17 protein-coding genes are annotated in these 15,853 nt (G+C 71.9%); 2 read left to right on the plus strand and 15 right to left on the minus strand.

Annotation, left to right across the window (positions count from 1 at the left end; all coding sequences use genetic code 11):
* Nucleotides 1-23 precede the first annotated feature (23 nt).
* The 12 genes from OG332_RS46305 to OG332_RS46360 form a co-directional block, all read right to left on the minus strand.
* On the minus strand, nt 24-857 hold the full coding sequence (locus OG332_RS46305) for an alpha/beta hydrolase (RefSeq protein WP_327411574.1): 834 nt from the start codon (nt 855-857) through the stop codon (nt 24-26).
* Nucleotides 854-1,576 (minus strand): indole-3-glycerol-phosphate synthase, encoded by a 723-nt coding sequence (locus tag OG332_RS46310; protein WP_327411573.1) that lies wholly within the window; start codon nt 1,574-1,576, stop codon nt 854-856. Before OG332_RS46310 ends, OG332_RS46305 begins: the two co-directional genes overlap by 4 nt.
* Nucleotides 1,573-2,427 (minus strand): N-(5'-phosphoribosyl)anthranilate isomerase, encoded by an 855-nt coding sequence (locus OG332_RS46315; protein ID WP_327411572.1) that lies wholly within the window; start codon nt 2,425-2,427, stop codon nt 1,573-1,575. Before OG332_RS46315 ends, OG332_RS46310 begins: the two co-directional genes overlap by 4 nt.
* Nucleotides 2,424-3,575, minus strand: a complete 1,152-nt coding sequence (locus OG332_RS46320; RefSeq protein WP_327411571.1) for an acyl-CoA dehydrogenase family protein — start codon at nt 3,573-3,575, stop codon at nt 2,424-2,426. The genes OG332_RS46315 and OG332_RS46320 overlap by 4 nt, the downstream gene beginning before the upstream one ends.
* Nucleotides 3,576-3,637: 62 nt before the next feature.
* Nucleotides 3,638-4,012 (minus strand): ectoine synthase, encoded by a 375-nt coding sequence (locus OG332_RS46325; RefSeq protein WP_030721055.1) that lies wholly within the window; start codon nt 4,010-4,012, stop codon nt 3,638-3,640.
* Nucleotides 4,013-4,087: 75 nt separating this feature from the next.
* A complete protein-coding gene (trpA, locus tag OG332_RS46330) occupies nt 4,088-4,933 on the minus strand; it encodes a tryptophan synthase subunit alpha (protein ID WP_442816321.1) in 846 nt (281 codons plus the stop codon).
* Between the two features lie 100 nt (nt 4,934-5,033).
* Entirely contained in the window at nt 5,034-6,077 is a 1,044-nt protein-coding gene (locus OG332_RS46335; protein ID WP_327411569.1) for a hypothetical protein, read from the minus strand.
* A gap of 45 nt (nt 6,078-6,122) precedes the next feature.
* The gene (locus OG332_RS46340; RefSeq protein WP_327411568.1) at nt 6,123-6,380 is read right to left on the minus strand and encodes a phosphopantetheine-binding protein; all 258 of its coding nucleotides are present in this window, start codon (nt 6,378-6,380) and stop codon (nt 6,123-6,125) included.
* Nucleotides 6,377-7,978, minus strand: a complete 1,602-nt coding sequence (locus OG332_RS46345; RefSeq protein ID WP_327411567.1) for an AMP-binding protein — start codon at nt 7,976-7,978, stop codon at nt 6,377-6,379. The genes OG332_RS46340 and OG332_RS46345 overlap by 4 nt, the downstream gene beginning before the upstream one ends.
* Complete coding sequence (locus tag OG332_RS46350) at nt 7,975-8,832, minus strand: MaoC family dehydratase (RefSeq protein WP_327411566.1); 858 nt, start codon at nt 8,830-8,832, stop codon at nt 7,975-7,977. Before OG332_RS46350 ends, OG332_RS46345 begins: the two co-directional genes overlap by 4 nt.
* Complete coding sequence (locus OG332_RS46355; RefSeq protein ID WP_327411565.1) at nt 8,829-10,082, minus strand: beta-ketoacyl-[acyl-carrier-protein] synthase family protein; 1,254 nt, start codon at nt 10,080-10,082, stop codon at nt 8,829-8,831. Before OG332_RS46355 ends, OG332_RS46350 begins: the two co-directional genes overlap by 4 nt.
* Nucleotides 10,083-10,129: 47 nt before the next feature.
* Nucleotides 10,130-11,341, minus strand: a complete 1,212-nt coding sequence (locus OG332_RS46360) for an aminotransferase class I/II-fold pyridoxal phosphate-dependent enzyme (RefSeq protein WP_327411564.1) — start codon at nt 11,339-11,341, stop codon at nt 10,130-10,132.
* Nucleotides 11,342-11,635: 294 nt separating this feature from the next.
* Between OG332_RS46360 and OG332_RS46365 the strand changes: the two genes are divergently transcribed.
* Complete coding sequence (locus OG332_RS46365; protein WP_327411563.1) at nt 11,636-12,553, plus strand: AfsR/SARP family transcriptional regulator; 918 nt, start codon at nt 11,636-11,638, stop codon at nt 12,551-12,553.
* Nucleotides 12,554-12,738: 185 nt separating this feature from the next.
* Here OG332_RS46365 and OG332_RS46370 read toward each other — a convergent pair whose 3' ends face one another.
* The 3 genes from OG332_RS46370 to OG332_RS46380 are packed head-to-tail and all read right to left on the minus strand — an operon-like array spanning nt 12,739 to nt 14,744.
* The gene (locus OG332_RS46370; protein WP_327411562.1) at nt 12,739-13,491 is read right to left on the minus strand and encodes an SDR family NAD(P)-dependent oxidoreductase; all 753 of its coding nucleotides are present in this window, start codon (nt 13,489-13,491) and stop codon (nt 12,739-12,741) included.
* A complete protein-coding gene (locus OG332_RS46375) occupies nt 13,488-14,474 on the minus strand; it encodes a 3-oxoacyl-ACP synthase III family protein (protein WP_327411561.1) in 987 nt (328 codons plus the stop codon). Before OG332_RS46375 ends, OG332_RS46370 begins: the two co-directional genes overlap by 4 nt.
* 15 nt (nt 14,475-14,489) lie before the next feature.
* On the minus strand, nt 14,490-14,744 hold the full coding sequence (locus OG332_RS46380; RefSeq protein WP_327411560.1) for a hypothetical protein: 255 nt from the start codon (nt 14,742-14,744) through the stop codon (nt 14,490-14,492).
* 205 nt (nt 14,745-14,949) lie between these two features.
* Between OG332_RS46380 and OG332_RS46385 the strand changes: the two genes are divergently transcribed.
* Nucleotides 14,950-15,846, plus strand: coding sequence for a class I SAM-dependent methyltransferase (locus tag OG332_RS46385; RefSeq protein WP_327411559.1), 897 nt, complete (start codon nt 14,950-14,952; stop codon nt 15,844-15,846).
* Nucleotides 15,847-15,853 lie beyond the last annotated feature (7 nt).

The raw sequence follows: 15,853 nt of genomic DNA on the forward strand, positions 1-15,853 counted from the left end.
GCGCGAGCCGTGAGCCGTGGGGGCTAGGAGCGCAGGCAGTCCTCCAGGAAGGCCAGCACACGCAGGTGGTAGGCGGTGGCCGCGTGGCCGAGGCTGATGTTGTGGCCCGCCGCGGCCAGGTGTTCCAGGCTCACCCGGGGGGCCGCGGTCAGCAGGGATGCCATCGAGGCGAGGGTGGAGCCGTCCAGGCGCCACCACGCCTCGTGCTCCGCGAAGGTGAGGCGGACCGGGACGCGGACGCGGGGGGCCAGCTCCTCGTACTGGCCCGGCCACCGGAGGGTTTCCGCGGACTCGCGCGGCGGGGTGGGGGCCAGCAGCGCACGGCTGGCCTGGAAGGTGCCGCGCGGGTAGAGGTTCAGGGGGCCCCAGTTGAGTGTGGAGGCGCCGCCGCCGAGGGTGGAGGGGAAGTGCAGGGCCCGCGGGTCGTAGCGGTAGCCGACGCCCGAGGCGTCCAGGCCCAGGAGGGGGACGGCGCCGTCGGTGGCCGCCGTGTGGAGGGCCACCTTGCCGCCGTCGGAGTGGCCCAGCAGGAAGACGCCGGCGCCGATGGTGTGCGCGGCCGCGTGTTCCTTGAGGGCCGCGGTCAGGGTTTCCGCCTGGCCGGCCAGGCTCTGGCCCTCGGGGAGCAGGTCTGCCGAGTCGCCGTAGCCCGGCCGGTCCAGGGCCAGGACCGCGTGGCCCAGGCTGGTGGCGAGGGGGACGAAGGAGTTCCAGTACGCCGCCCGCATGCCCCGGCCGTGGACGGCCAGGATCGTGGAGCGGACCTCCCCGCCCGCGGGCAGTGCCCAGAGCCCCGACAGGGGGATGCCCGCGGCGTTCAGCGTGTGGGGGCGTGCGCCGCCCGCAAGGGAGTTCATCGCAGCGCCAGCCCCTTCCGGGCGCCCGCCATCGCGTCCACCCACTCGACGGGGGATCCCGTGCGCAGCAGCGAGGTGCCCACCAGCAGTCCGCCGAAGCCGGCGTCGAGGAGGCGGGCGGCGCTCGCCGGGCCGTCGATGCCGCTCGCGCTCACCGGGCAGGCCGCGCCGGCCGCGCGCAGGGCCGGGAGCAGGTCCAGGGAGCGGCCCAGGTCGCCGGCGCCCCGCTCGCGGGTCCTGATGTCCTTGTTGTTGACCGCGATCACACACTCCTCGGGGTGGTGGACCGTTTCGAGTTCGGCCTCCGTCGTGATCTCCACGAACGGGGTGAGCCCGGCCAGCAGGCACTCCGTCACCAGGGTCCGCATGCTCGACGCCGGGAGCAGCGCCGCCGTCAGCAGCACCGCCGAGGCCCCGAGCTCCTTCGCCGTGCGGACCTGGTCCTTCCTGGTGATGAAGTCCTTCTGCAGGAGCGGAAGGCCGCTCAGGGCGGCCACGTCCCGCAGCAGCGCGGGCGAGCCGCCGAACCAGCGGCCCGTCACCACCGAGATGCACGGGGCGCCCGCCGTTTCGTACGCCTCCACGAGCGCGGCGGGGGTCCGGCCGCCGAGCATGTCGTAGCCGTGGGCGTCGCGCCGTTTCACCTCCATCACCACGGGGGTCGCACAGGCCAGGAGGGCCTCGAGAAAAGGGAAGCCGTTCCGGTTCTGCTTCGTCATCGCGAGAGCTCCAGTCGGGGAAGGTCGGGGACGGCAGCGCCGGCGGTGCCGGCGGGGAGGTCGGTGCCGGCGGCGCGAGAGGTGCCGGTGGTGCGAGAGATGCCGGTAGTGCGGGAGGTGCCGGTAGTGCGGGAGGTGCCGGCGGTGCGGGGGGTGCCGGTGCGCCAGGCACGGGCCAGGGCGGCGATCTCCGGGACGCCGAAGCGGCCCGTCGCCCGGTCGCGCGCCGCCGTGTCCACGTCGATGCCGCGGAATCCGCTGTGGCCGACGACCGCCTCGTAGGCGGGGCGGTTGGCCGGGGTCAGACCGCCGGCCAGGAGGAAGGGACGGGTGAGCCGGGGCAGCAGCGCCGTGAGACGGACCGGATCCAGGCAGGCGCCGGTACTGCCGATCCGGCCGTCCCCGGTGGCGGTGTCGAGGAGGAAGAGATCGGTGCCCGCCCGCTCGTACGCACCGATCAGCGGGCGCTCCACACAGCCGCCCCCCTCGTCGACGTGCAGCACCTTGACGAGGCCGACCTCCGCCGGCAGCGCCTCGCGCAGCGCCCGTACGACGGCCGGCGGCTGGTAGGCGTGGAGCTGGACCCAGGCGACACCGGTGCCCCGCACGATCCGGTCCAGTTCGCCGGGGTCGGCCAAGAACGTCACCAGGACCGGCAGGAGCCCGGCCGGCCGGGCCGCCGCCACAAGGGCGGCGAGCCCGTCCAGAGCGAGTTCCGACGGGCCGCCGGGTACGCCGTGCCAGAGCCCGACGCAGTCCGCCCCGGCGGCCGCCGCCGCCTCGATGTCGCGGGGTTGCGTGGCCCCGCAGACCTTCAGCAGCGTCTGGGACAGCGGGCGCACGGTGCTCACTTGCCCAGCCCCAGCCCCAGCATCGAGGCGATGCGGTTGTACTGGATCTCGTTCGTCCCCGAGTAGATCGTGCCGCCCAGCGCGTTGCGCACGTCCTGCTCCAGGCCGAACTCCGACATGTAGCCGTGGCCGCCGAAGATCTGCACGGCGGTGATGCTGGTGGCCAGGTTGCTCTCGCTCGTGACGAGCTTGGCGATGGCCAGGTCCACGGTGACGTTCTCGCCCGCCTCCAGCTTCTCCCCGGTGTCGTAGAGCCACTTGCGGGCGGTCTCCAGCTGGATCTTCGTGTCGACGATCTTGTTGGCGATCGTCTGGTACGAACCGATCGCCTTTCCGAAGGACTTGCGCGTCTTCGCGTAGTCGACACACCGCTCCAGCCGGTGCTGCATCTCGCCCACGTTGACGATGAAGGAGAAGAGGATCTCCCGTTTCATCACGTGGTCCAGAACCAGGAACCCGCCTCCGACCCTGCCGAGCACCGCGCTCCTGGGCACCCGTACATCGTCGAAGAACAGTTCGCTCAGCGGAGAGGTCCGCAGCCCCATCTTCTTGACGGGCCTGCCGGCGCTCAGCCCGGGGCTGTCGCGGTCCACCAGGAACGCCGTCGTCCCCAGCGGGCCCCCGTCCGGGTGGGTCCGGGCGTAGACCACGATCACGTCCGCGACCGGTCCGTTGCTGACGAAGGCCTTGCTGCCGTTGATGACGAAGTCGTCCCCGTCACGCACGGCCCGGGTGGTCATCGCCATGGCGTCCGAGCCGCCCTCGGCCTCGGTGATCGCGTGGGCGCCGATCGCCTCGCCCGAGCAGATCCGCGGCAGCCAGCGCTCCTTCTGCTCCACGGTGCCGAACTGCTGGAGCGGGATTCCGGTGGAGCACAGGGACGTGGTGACCGAGAAGCTCAGGCCCGAGTCACGGTTGTACTCGCCGAGGCCCTCCAACACGTACATGGTGGTCAGGAGCGACTGCCCGAGGCCTCCGTAGTCCTCGTCGAAGGGCAGCGACAGGATCCCGGTCTTCTGCACGAGCTTCCACTTGTCCTGCGAGAAGGCGGACTGCTCGTCGAGTTCGATGTGGTCTGCGCTGAGTGCGTCTCCCCACGACTCCAGGCCTTCGCGCAGATCTGCCTGGTCGGCGTTCCAACGGATCACGAGGGACCCCTTTGTTGATTCGGCTGACGGTTCGGACGAGCGGTGCGCGCGCGAGGCGCGCCTCAGTAGGCGGAGGAGCTGTGGGCGTCGAGGCTGTGGACCTCGTCGCCGCGCAGCGCCGGCGAGAACACGCAGACCAGGCGCAGGTCCTCGTGCGGGCTGGCGACGAGGAAGTGGGCGTCGTGCTGGTCGAGGGCGTACATCCGGCCCGGGACTATCTCGTGCGAGGTGCCGTCGAGCTCGATGACCTCGCCGGAGCCCTCGATGCAGTAGCAGGCTTCCAGGTGGTTGACGTACTCCAGGCGGGACTTGGTGCCGGCCAGGACGGTGGTGTCGGTGAGCGAGTAGCCCAGGCCGTCCTCGGCCAGGAGGAAGCGGCGGCTGAGGCCGTTGCCCCACTCGACGGTCTTCACGGACTCGATGTCACGAACGATCATGGCAGTCTCCCGGTGTGAGGTGGTGCACGGATGGTGCTGCTGAGGGGTGGAGCCCACTTCCGCTGGCAGGGAAGGTCAGTGCGGTGCTGCGGGCAGGACCGAGCGGACGAACTCGCGGAAGGCGCCGGTCACATCCCGGCCGCCCTCCTGCGCCCGCTCCACGGCGGCCACCGCGGCGGAGCCGATGATCGCGGCGTCCGCGCCGGCGGCCCCGACGGCCTCCACGTCCTGCCGTGTGCTGACCCCGAAGCCGACGGCTATCGGGGACGTCGTGTGCGCCCGCAGGCCCGCGACGGTCTGCGCCAGCGCGGCATGGCCGGCGGCCGGTGCGGTCCCGCTGCGCCCGTAGTGGGCGACGAGATAGAGGTAGGCGCGGGCCTGGGCGGCGGCCTGCGCCCGGGTGTCCGCCGGGCTGCTGGCGTAACAGGTGGTGACGACCGGCAGCCCGGCCGCCCGCGCCGATTCCAGGTGCGCCTCGCGCAGCCGCGGGGGCAGCGCGTGGACGAGGAGCCCGTCCGCGCCCGCCGAGGCGATCTCGCGGGTGGCGGCCGCGAGGTCCCGGCCCTTGAGCGAGTGGCTCCAGTCGGCGAGCAGGGCGATCCGCAGGTGCGCCAGGTGCGGCCGAACACCCGCGATGAAGGCGAGTACGTCGTCCAGGCCGGCGCCGCCGCCCTCCAGCGCCCGGCGCGCCGAGCGCCGCACGACGGGGCCGTCGGTGACCGAGTCGGGGAACGGGACCGCCAACTCCAGGCAGTCCACGCCCTCCTCGTCGAGCATCAGGACCAGGTCCCGCAGGAGGGGCAGCGGCGGGTCGCCCGCATTGAGGAACAGGGCCAGCCCCGGGGTAGCGCCGGGCCGCCGGGTCGCAAAGAAGGGTGCGGGGCCGCCGGCCGGCGACGCCTGGGCGGGGCGGGCCGCCAAGGTCGGGGCCGCCCAGGTCCCCGCCCACTGCGCGGCCGCCGCCGGTGGCGGGCCGCTGGTTCGGGCCGTGGCCGGGGTGCGCCCGGTCAGCGCCGCAGGCCTAGGCACGGGCCACCGCCGGTGTGCGGGGGGCCGACGCCGACGCAAGGCGCCGCGCGAGGTCGTGGGCCTCGCCGGAGCGGACCGCGCCCTCGGCGAGGGCGACCGCGGAGGGCCAGTCCCGGCGGACGCCGCAGGCCACCACCAGGGCGGCCGCGCCCAGGCAGACCGTGTGGGTGGCCACCCGGCCCGCCGTGCCGGCCAGGACGGACAGGAAGTGGTCGACGGCCGCGCCGGGGTCGGGGGCCGGCCGCAGGTCCGCGAAGGAGCCGTCGCCCGGGGTGAGTTCGCCCGGCCGGATGACCCGGGGCAGGGAGTGTTCCCCGTGGACGGTGTTGGTGGCGAAGGGCAGCAGCTCGTCCGCGCCGGTGTCGTTCGCGGTCAGCCAGATCCGGCGGGTCGTCGTGGTCGCGGCGAGCCGGCGCAGGGTGTCGAGGGGGGCTGCCGCCGAGACCCCGGTGACCTGGGCGGCCACGGGCAGGTCGGCGAGGAAGGGGCCCAGCGCGTTCAGGAAGCGGCCGAAGGGCTTCATGGCGTACGGGGCCACCGTCCGGGCCAGCCGGGTCAGCTGCGCCGGGTAGACGAAGGGTCCGGCGAAGGCGATCCCGTGGGCGGCGAGGGTGTCCTCGGTCTGGGCGTAGGAGGAGGTGAGACGGACACCGAGCCGTTCCAGCAGGTCGACGGAGCCCAGCGAGCTGGTGTAGGCCCTGGACCCGGTCTTGACGACCTTGACCCCCGCGGCCGCGGCGACGAAGGCGGAGGCGGTGGAGATGTTGAAGGTCCGGGGCCCGCCGCCGGTGCCGACGACGTTCACGGTGCCCTCCCAGGAGGTGGTCACCGTCGCGGCCGGCCGGCGCTCGGCGAGCGAATCCAGCAGGTGGCGCAGGGTCTGGTGGTCCGGTAGCCGGCTGGTCAGGGAGGCCAGCAGGGCGAGGACCTCGGCCTTGTCCAGCCGGCCGTCGCCGAGCTGGTCCCACCAGGACCGCCAGGTCTCCCGGCTGACCGGGGCCCGCTGTTCCAGCAGGCCGGTGAGTGCGTCGTGCACGGTCGCTCTCCGTCTCGTCTGACGTCGGGGTGGTGGTGGGTGGTTCTACGCGGCCGCCGTGCGGCGGGCCTCCGCGATGAAGGTGTCGATCGCCTCGACGCTGCGGAAGTTGTTGGGGTCCAGGTCGGCGTCGCCGATGGCGAGCTCGAAGCGGTCCTCGACCCAGGCGATCAGCTTCAGGACGCCCAGGCTGTCGATGACCCCGTCGTTGAGCAGGTCGTGGTCGACGGCGAGTTCGGCGGCCGCGCTGCCCGGGAGGAACTCGGTGATGACGAAGTTCTTGATGGTGTCGATGTTGCTCATGACGGGATTCCTTCGGCGAGAGGTGTGACGACAGGTGTCGTGGCGGGTGCGGGCGTGGCTGTGGGGGAGTCGGGCCGGTCGAGCCGGTCGAGCGCCTTGCGGTCGACCTTTCCGGTGGCGGTCTTGGGCAGCGGGGTGTCGGTCAGGGTGAGCTGGTGGGGGACCGCGGCCCTGGGCAGGTGCCGGGCGCAGTGCGTGCGCAGTTGCAGGCCGGTCAGGGTGGCGCCGGGGGCGCGGTGGACGGCGGCGACGAGCCGCTTGCCGGCGATCGGGTCGGGCAGGGCCGCGACGCCCGCTTCCAGTACGGCGGGGTGTTCCTGCAGGACCCGTTCGATCTCGGCCGTGTTGACGGCGACTCCGCGGACCTTGACCTGGAAGTCGGTGCGTCCGGTCAGGTGCAGGGTGCCGGCCGCGTCGCGCCGAACGAGGTCGCCGGTGCGGAACCAGCGCCGGTCGTCCAGGCCCAGCGGATGAGCGGTGAACTTGTCGGCGTGCCGGGTCCGGTCGAGGTAGCCGCGGGTCTGGAAGGGCGTGGAGACGAATAGCTCTCCGCTGCCGGGCCCTTCGACGAGGGCACGGGTGTCGGGGTCCAGGACCAGGGCGCGCACGCCGGGCAGCGGGCGGCCGATGGGAACGGGCGGGAAGGCGGCGGCCGTGATCCCGGCGGGCTCGACCTCGTGGACGAAGCTGTCGTTGGTCTCCGTACAGCCGTAGATGTTGTGGATGCGGGCCTTGGGGAAGAGGGTGGGCAGGGCGGCGAAGGTGCGGTCGGGGATGGCGTCGCCGGTGAACATGACGTGCTCGACGCCGGGGAAGACGTCGCCACTCTTGTCGGCAGCGTCCTGGAGCAGCCCGAAGGCCATCGGGACGGCCTGCACCACGTGCACTGCGTGGCGCTGGACCAGGTCGCGCAGGTGGCGTCCGTGGGCGGCCAGCGCCGGGTCGACCAGGATCACGCGGCCGCCGCGGGCCAGGGTGGTCCACACGTCGAGGAGGCACAGGTCGAAGTTGAGGGGGGCGTAGTTCAGGACGGTCCGGTCGGGGCCGATCTCGAAGGCGTTGCCGGCCCACCGGGTGAACCGGTCCACGGCGTCCAGGCCGATCGGGACGATCTTGGGCAGGCTGGTGGAGCCGGAGGTGGTGAGCATGAAGGCCACGTCCGCGGCCTCGTCGGCCGGCAGCGGCTGGGCGGCGACGTCCGGGTTGGGTGCGACCCGGGCGGCCTCGCCGCCGGGGGCGAGGACGTGGGCGCAGCCGGCCTGGGCGAAGAGATCGGCCAGAAGCGTGTCGGCGAGGGCCGGGGACGGCAGCAGCAGCGGCCGGCGGGCCAGCAGGCAGCCCAGGACGAGGGCCACGGCGGCCGGTGACTTGTCGGCCAGGACACCGACCGGGACTCCGGGGGCCAGCTCCAGGAGCGTGAGGCGGTCCCGTTCCCGTCCGGCGAGCTCGTACAGCTCCCGGTAGCTGGTCTCGTCCCCGTTGAAGACGAGCGCCGTGGCGTGCGGGCGGTCGCGGACCTGGGTCAGGAACCCGCCGAGGAGGCCGAGTTCGACGACCGGGGCGGCCGGGATGCCCGGGGTGGCCTGGGTGGTGGTCACGGCAGCTCACCCGCCTGCGCCGCGGCCGGCCGCTCGAATGCGATCCAGCCGCTCTTGACGGCCGCGCCCTTCGGCGTCTTGCAGCTGAAGCGGACCACGCGGGCCTCGGCATCGGGCTGCAGGGTGATCTCCAGCGGGACGCCGGGCGGTACGGGAGCCGAGAAGCGGCAGCCGAGACCGCGCACCTTGGCGCAGTCGCCGCCCGCGAAGCGGTCCACGGCCTCCTCCACCGCGAGGGCGACCACGCTCATGCCGTGCGCGATGACGGTGTCGAAGCCCGCCCCGCGGGCCGCCTGCTCGTCGAGGTGGATGGGGTTCAGGTCGCCGGACGCGTGGGCGTACGTACTGATCCAGTCGCCGGTCAGCTCGTGCACCGCGCTCTGCGCCTCGCCCGCCCCCAGCGGGGTGGGGGCGGCGGGGCCGCCCGCGATGTCGCCGAACGGCTCCAGCAGCGTCGCACCGACCAGCAGGGCGGAGATGGCCAGTTCCGCGAACGGCTCGGGGCCGTCCTCACCGACGAGGCGGACCCGCAGGGCGATACGGGCGCCACGCGGCTCCTTGCGGATACCGGCCACCTCCAGCCGTACGCTCACCTGCTCGCCCGGCCTGACCGGCCGCACGGTGCGGATGTCCTGACCGAGGTGGACCACGGAGACCGGTCCGGGCTCGGCGGCCGTCAGCGCGGCGACGGTCTGCTCGGCCACCGCGTGGGCGAGGACGAAGGTGTGCACGGGCGAGGCCCGGCCGGGCCGGGCGGTGGGCAGCCCCCGCCGGGCGGCGCCGCGGTAGTCGGTGATCTCGCCTTCGGTGACGGTGAGCGTGCGGACGGGGGAGGGCAGGGACAGCAGCGTCATACCGGCACCACCACCACGCAGGAGTTGTGGCCGCCGAACCCGAAGGAGTTCGTGATCGCGGGGCCCGAGCGCACGGCACGGGGTGTGCCGTGGACGACGTCGATGTCCATTCCTGGCTCCAGCTGTTCGTGGTTGGCGGTGGGCGGTACCTCGCAGTGCCGCATGGCCTGCACGGTCGCGATGAGCTCCACGGCTCCGGCGGCGCCGATCAGGTGCCCGATGACCGACTTCGGTGCGGTGACCGGCGGCTGGGCGGTGCCGAACACCTTGGTGAGGGCGGCGGCCTCGGACCGGTCGTTGTGCGGGGTCGAGGTGCCGTGGGCATTGACGTGGACGATGTCGGACGGGTCGAGGCCGGCGTCGGCGATGGCCGAGGCCATGGCCGCCGCGGCTCCCGCGCCGTCGGGCAGCGGCATGGCGAGGTGGTGGGCGTCGGCGGTGGCGGCGTACCCGGCGACCAGGCCGTACGTCCTGGCCCCCCGCGCCCGCGCGTCCTCCAGCCGTTCCAGGACGACGAACCCCGCGCCCTCGCCCATCACGAAGCCGTCGCGGTCCTTGTCGAAGGGGCGCGAGGCGTGCTCCGGGTCCTCGTTGCGGAACGAGACCGCGTTGAGGTTGCCGAAGCCGGCCAGGGTGACCGGGGTGAGGGTGTGCTCCGCGCCGCCGGCGATGACGAGATCGGCGCGGCCGGTCTGCAGCAGCATCAGCGCGTGCCCGATCGCATCGGCGCCGCTGGCACACGTGTTGGCGACGGTGAGTGCAGGACCGGTCCAGCCGAGCCGGATGGCGATGTGGGCGGCGGCCGCATTGGGCATGGTCATCAGCGGCATCAGCGGATTGACCCGGGCCGGGCCGCCCTCGGTGAAGTGGGCGGACTCCAGGTCGCTGCTGGCCCGGCCGCCGACGGCATTGCCCACCACGATGGCGGTGCGCCCGGCCTCGGCGGTGGGAGATCCCGCGTCGCGGTGGGCGGCCAGCGCAGCGGCCGTCCCGTAGTGGGCGAAGGGGTCCATCCGGCGGGCCTCCTTGGCCGGGACGAGCCCGGCCAGGCCCTCCAGGCCGCGGACGCGGCAGCCGATCCGTACCCGGTGGCGGCTGAGGTCGAAGTGGGTGAGCTCGGCGGCGGTGGACCGGCCGGCCCACAGCGTGTCCCACAGCTCGTCCGGGGTGCACCCGCCGGGGGTGACCACACCCATGCCGGTGATGGCTACGGGCGCAAGCGCCGAACTGCCCCTGGACGGTCCAGGCATGTCTGCTCCCTAAGGCGTAAGAGCGGTCGTCGTGAAAAAAAGGGGGGTCAGATGATGCGGCACTCGCGCGCCGACTTGATGAAGGCCTCGGCGGCGAAGTCGATGTCGGCCTTGGTGTGGGCCGCGGTGATCGCGATCCGTAGCCGGGCCAGGTCGTTGGGGACGGCCGGAGTGACCACGGGCAGGCCGATGACACCGTTCTTGCGGCACACGGTGGCGTAGTCGTAGGCGGCGATGTCGGACCCGGCGACGACCGGGACGACGGCGGTCTCACTGTCGACGGTGCTCATGCCCGCCTCGTGCAGGATGGACCGGAAGCGCGCGGACTCGCCCTGGATGAACTCCACACGCTCCGGCTCACGCTGCAGGATCCGCAGGGACTCCAGCGCCGCGGCGCTCTGGGCGGGCCCGAGCGCGGCGGAGAAGAGGAACGGGCGGGCCGCGTACTTGAGGTGGTGGATCAACTCGGCGGAGCCGGCGACCCAACCGCCCATGGAGGGGATGGCCTTGGAGAGGGTGCCGAGCTTGACGTCGACCTTCACCTCGTAGTCGAAGTGCTCCTCGATGCCCTTGCCGGTGGCGCCGATGACACCCAGCGCGTGCGCCTCGTCGACCATCAGCAGCGCGTTGTGCGCGTCGCAGACCTTGCGCAGCTCGACCAGCGGGGCGATGTCACCGTCCATCGAGTAGACGCTGTCGACGATGACCAGACGGACACCGGTGTCGGGGGCGGCGGCCAGCCGCCGCTCCAGGTGGGCGACGTCGTTGTGGCGGAAACGGGTGACGGTGGCACCGGAGAGCTTGCACCCGTCGACGATGCTCGCGTGGTCGTACTTGTCGATGAACACCGTGTCGCCCGGGCCGACGATCGCACCGACCGTGCCCACGTTCGCCGCATAGCCCGAACCGAACACCAGGGCCTGATCACGCCCCGCGAACTTGGCGACCTCGACCTCCAGTTCCTCGTGCAGCGGCGTCGAACCCGCCAGCGCCCGCACCCCGTGGTTGCCGGTGCCGTAGCGGTCGACGGCGGCCTTCGCAGCCGAGACGACGCGCTCGTCACCGGCCAGACCGAGGTAGCTGTAGCCCGACATCATCAGCAGGCGCCGCCCGTCCTGGTCCGCGTACGCCGAATCCCGCTCGACGGTGTAGGCGACGAAGCTGTTCTTGCGGTTGGGCTCGTACTCCAGCGACCGGACGCGGTCGCGGAAGTAGGCCAGCTTCGGCTCGAGTCGGCTCCAGGCGGCGGATGCGTTCACGTGCTTCTCCTCGTCGCGATCGTCCGGCTGACCCGGAACTCCATCGGCGCTCTGCCGTTGTTCCGGCGGGGCTCTAGTGGAATTCCATTAAGACTCGGGGGGCGCAATAGCGGCGCAAGAGGAAGGCCATAGCCGTACTCGAAAAGCGAACGACAATGCCCGGACCTCGGCTTTCATTCGCGAAGGAATGTTTTACCGACCGCTGTTGACATGCGGAGACGACCCGCCGGTATCCTCTGAATCGCACGAGCTAGGGGGACACGGCCGGAAGCCGACCGTTTCGGAGAGTGCATAGTGCTGATCAGACTCATAGGTCTTGTCACGATCGAGCCGGACGGAGCAGCGCCGCAACACCTGTCGAGCGCCCAGGCGCAGGTGGCCTTCGCCCGCCTGCTCCTCGAGCGGACCGGCGGTACCGACCGTGACCAACTGGCCGAGACCATATGGCCCGAAGGACTGCCCGACACCTGGGCCTCCGCGCTGCGCAGCCTCGTGAGCCGCGTACGCACCTTCGTCACCACACCACAGGACCAGCCGGGAGTGACCCCGCTGGTCGCCCAGGGCGGCCGCTACCTCCTGCGGCTGCCGCAGGACGCGGCCGTGGACGTGGAGTGCGCGGAAACCGCCGTCACCGAGGCCGCGGAAGCGTACGCGGAGGGCGCCTACGCCGTGGCGCAGCAGCTCGCGGCCGGCGCCGTGTCCAACCTGCGCGGATCCTTCCTGCCCTCGCACGAGGGCGAGTGGGTCAACGCGATGCGCGAACAGCTCGAAGAGCTGCGCCTGAAGGCACTGGAGACCGCGAGCCTGTCCTCCTCCGCCCTCGGCGACGAGCACCACGCCCTGCGCTACGCGGAGGAGGCGGTCCGCCGGGCCCCCTTCCGGGAAAGCGCCTACCGCTGCCGGATGGCGGCCCACACCCGGGCCGGCAACCGGGCCGAGGCACTACGCAGCTACCAGCAGCTGCGCGAGGTACTGGCGGAAGAGCTGGGGATCGACCCGGCACCGGAGACGGAGGCGGCCTACCTGGAACTGCTGCGCACACCGGAACCCCGGTCGTTCGCTCCGCGCTCCGCGGCCCGCCTGGACCCGCTGCTGATGGGCGTCTTCGAGATCGACCACCGCGCCTCGGCCCCCCGCCCGTGCTCCCTGGTCGACCACGGCTGCGTCACCCACCCCGTCACCCGCCCCGTCACCTCGTTCCCCGCCGCCTGACCCCGCACACGCCGAAGGCCGCCGCGAACCCCGCGGCGGCCTTCGGGCACCTCCGGCCCCTGGCCGGCCCCCCATCCTCCTCCCCCCGCGCCCGGTCCAGGCGGCCGCCCCCGGGGGCACGACGAGCGGCCCCGGCCTCCCCTGGGGGTGGGAGGCCGGGGCCGGGGGAGGGGAAAGGCCGGGGGTCAGGTGATGGACACGCCACTGTCGATGCTGATGACCTGGCCCGTCATGCAGTCCTGCTCGAGGAAGAGACGGGCGCTGCGCGCGACCTCCTCGACCGTGACGAAACGGGGGATGGGGGCCTTGCCCTCCATGCCCTCGACGACCCGGTCCGGGAGGGTGTTCGTCATACCCGTGATCATGAACCCGGGGGACAGCGCGTTCACCGTCACCCCCCGCCGGCCGCACTCGGACGCGAGCGTACGGGTGAAGCCGATCAGACCCGCCTTGGACGCCGAGTACGCCGTCTGGCCGGCCGTCGCGATGATGCCCGACGGGGACACGACGTTGATCACCCGGCCCCACCGCCGGCGCAGCATGTGCGGCACCGACACCCGGGCGGTGTGGAACGACCCGATCAGATTGGTCTGGATGACCTGCGCCCAGTCCGCCGGGTTCTGCATCGCCATCAGGCTGTCCTTGCGGATCGCCCCGTTGTTGACGAGGACGTCCACCGGGCCGAGCTCGGCGGATATCGCCTCGTGGAGGGCCTGGGTGGCCTCCCACGAACCGACGTCCCCGGTGACCAGCACCGACGGGTTCACCAGCTTCTCCCGGACGGCCTCGGCAGCCTCGCGGGCACTGTTGTAGTGGACCGCGACCCGGCAGCCCAGCGCATCGAGTTCGAGCGCCAGGGCCTGGCCCAGACCGCCCGAGGCGCCGGTCACGAGCGCGACGGGGGACTCGGGCCGCTGCCCCGCACTGTTCTTGCTCATGCCGCGACACCGCCCCATTCCATCAGGATCGAACCCCAGGTCATACCGGCTCCGAAGCCCGCCAGCAGGACCTTGTCACCGGCCTTGATACGGCCCTCCTCCAGGGCCTCGGTCAGCGCGATCGGGATCGACGCCGAAGCCGTGTTGCCGTACTTCTGGAGGTTGGTGATCAGAGCCTCCTGCCGCAGGCCGGTGTGCGACAGGATCGAGTTGATGATCCGGATGTTGGCCTGGTGCGGAACAACATGGTCCACATCGGCCGCATCCACTTTGGCGCTCTCCAGCGTCTCGCGCACCGTACGGACGGTGTAACGGACGGCGTTGAGGTAGATCTCGTTGCCGTTGATCTGCGCGTAGTGCAGGCCCGCGTCCAGCGTCTCCTGGGTGGTCGGCATCCGGCTGCCGCCGGCGAGCACCTTGAGCGAGCCGGTGCAGGCACCGTCGGCGCCCAGGTTCCACGCCTTGACCCGGTTCTCAGCGCCCGGCTGCAGGACGACCGCACCCGCACCGTCGCCGACGAGGATGGACAGGTCACGATCGGCCGGATTGGCCGTCAGGGTGTGGGTGTCGGAGCCGATCAGCAGGATCGGCCGGGGATCGATGGCGATCAGCGCCATCGCCGACACCAACCCGTAGACGAACCCCGCGCACTCGGAGTTGACGTCGTGCGCGCTCCCCGAGATGCCCAGTTCGTGGTGGACGAACGCGGACGTCGCCGGGGACGGCTGCTCGGGCGTGGCGGTCGCGACGATGAGGTGGGCGATGTCGGCGCCGGTCAGCCCGGCCTTCTCCAGCGCACGCCGGCCGGCCTCGACCGCCAGGGAGGCGGTGGTCTGCCCCGGGTCGACCGCCCGCCGCTCGCGGATCCCGCAGCGGCTGACCACCCAGTGCTCGTCGACGCCGAAACGCGCCGCGAGTTCAGCGCTGGTGACGATGCGTTCGGGTACGGACATGCCCCACCCGGTGATGTCGAAGCCGGTCACGTCACCCCCCCCCCGCTACGCCTGAGCCGGGACGAGGTCGACGATCTTCGCGTAGACGTCACGCAGCGTGGTGGTGTCGTCGAGGTCCGCGAAGAGGGACTCGTCGGCCGGGATGTGCGGGTACTGGTTCTGGAATCCGTACAGCCACTCCATCAGGTCCAGCGAGTCGACGTCCGCAATGTGCTGGAGCGGGGTGTCGGGGCTGACCTCCGCGGCACCCGAGACGGCCTCGAGCTGGCTCGCCAGTTCTTCGATGGTGGGCAGCGACATGGGGTCGGTCCTCTCTCGGCAATGCAACTCGGCAGTGCGTGTCTGGTTTTCGAGAGTGATAAAAGCTCCGCCCCCGCAAGGAAGGCGCAACACCGCCCCGGATCCTGATTCCCGGCCTTCTTGCGCACACCTTGCGGGGCATCGGGTTTTCTCGGTCGCGAATTCGGAAACACGGCCCGCCGGACACGCAGGAAAGAGGATCAGGATGACAACGGTCGCCCCCAAGTCGGTGGACCCCGAGGTCGATGCGATCAGGCACCACTACGAGGTCAGCAACGATTTCTACCGGCTCCTGCTGGGCCCCACGATGATGTATTCGGGCGGCTACTGGGAGGACGGCGAGGACCTGGTCGCCACCCTGGACGAGGCGCAGGAGCGCAAGCTCGACACGTTCGCCCAGCTCGCGAACGTGGCGGCCGGCGGCGCCAAGCGCGTCCTGGACATCGGCTGCGGCTGGGGCACCATGCTCAACCGCCTCACCACCGTGCACGGCGCCGAGCAGGCCGTCGGCCTGACCCTGTCCCGCACCCAGGAAGCCTTCATCGACGGCCTGAACAACCCGCGGATCACCACGCTGGTCCAGAGCTGGGCGGACTACAAGGTCGCCGACGACAGCGAGAAGTACGACGCCGCGTTCTGCATCAACGCCCTGGAGCACTTCGTCTCCTCCAACCTGCCGCCGAAGGAGCGCACCAAGCGCTACCGGTACTTCTTCCAGCAGGTCGCGAACGCCCTCAACCCGGGCGCGAAGTTCGTGCTGCACACCATGACCGCCGAGGCGCTGCCGATGAACCGCGCCCTCCTCGACGACCTGAAGTTCCTCCAGCGCTCCGAGTTCGAGGGCTGCCACATCCCCCACCTGAGCGAGCTGTCCGCCGCCGCCGAGGGCCTCTTCGAGATCGACGAGATCGTCAACGAGCGCGAGTCCTTCGCGATGGCCTGCCGCGCCTGGCTGGTCCTGCTGGCCGAACGCCGGGACGAGGCCGTGGCCATGGAGGGCGAAGAGGTCGTCTCGCGCTTCGAGCGCTACCTCGACATCTTCGCGTACACGCTCGAGGACAAGTTCTTCAACAACTTCCGCGTCACCATCACGCGCCGCTGAGGAGGCC

Origin of the sequence: Streptomyces sp. NBC_01233 (assembly GCF_035989305.1) — a bacterium.
Lineage (GTDB): Bacteria > Actinomycetota > Actinomycetes > Streptomycetales > Streptomycetaceae > Streptomyces.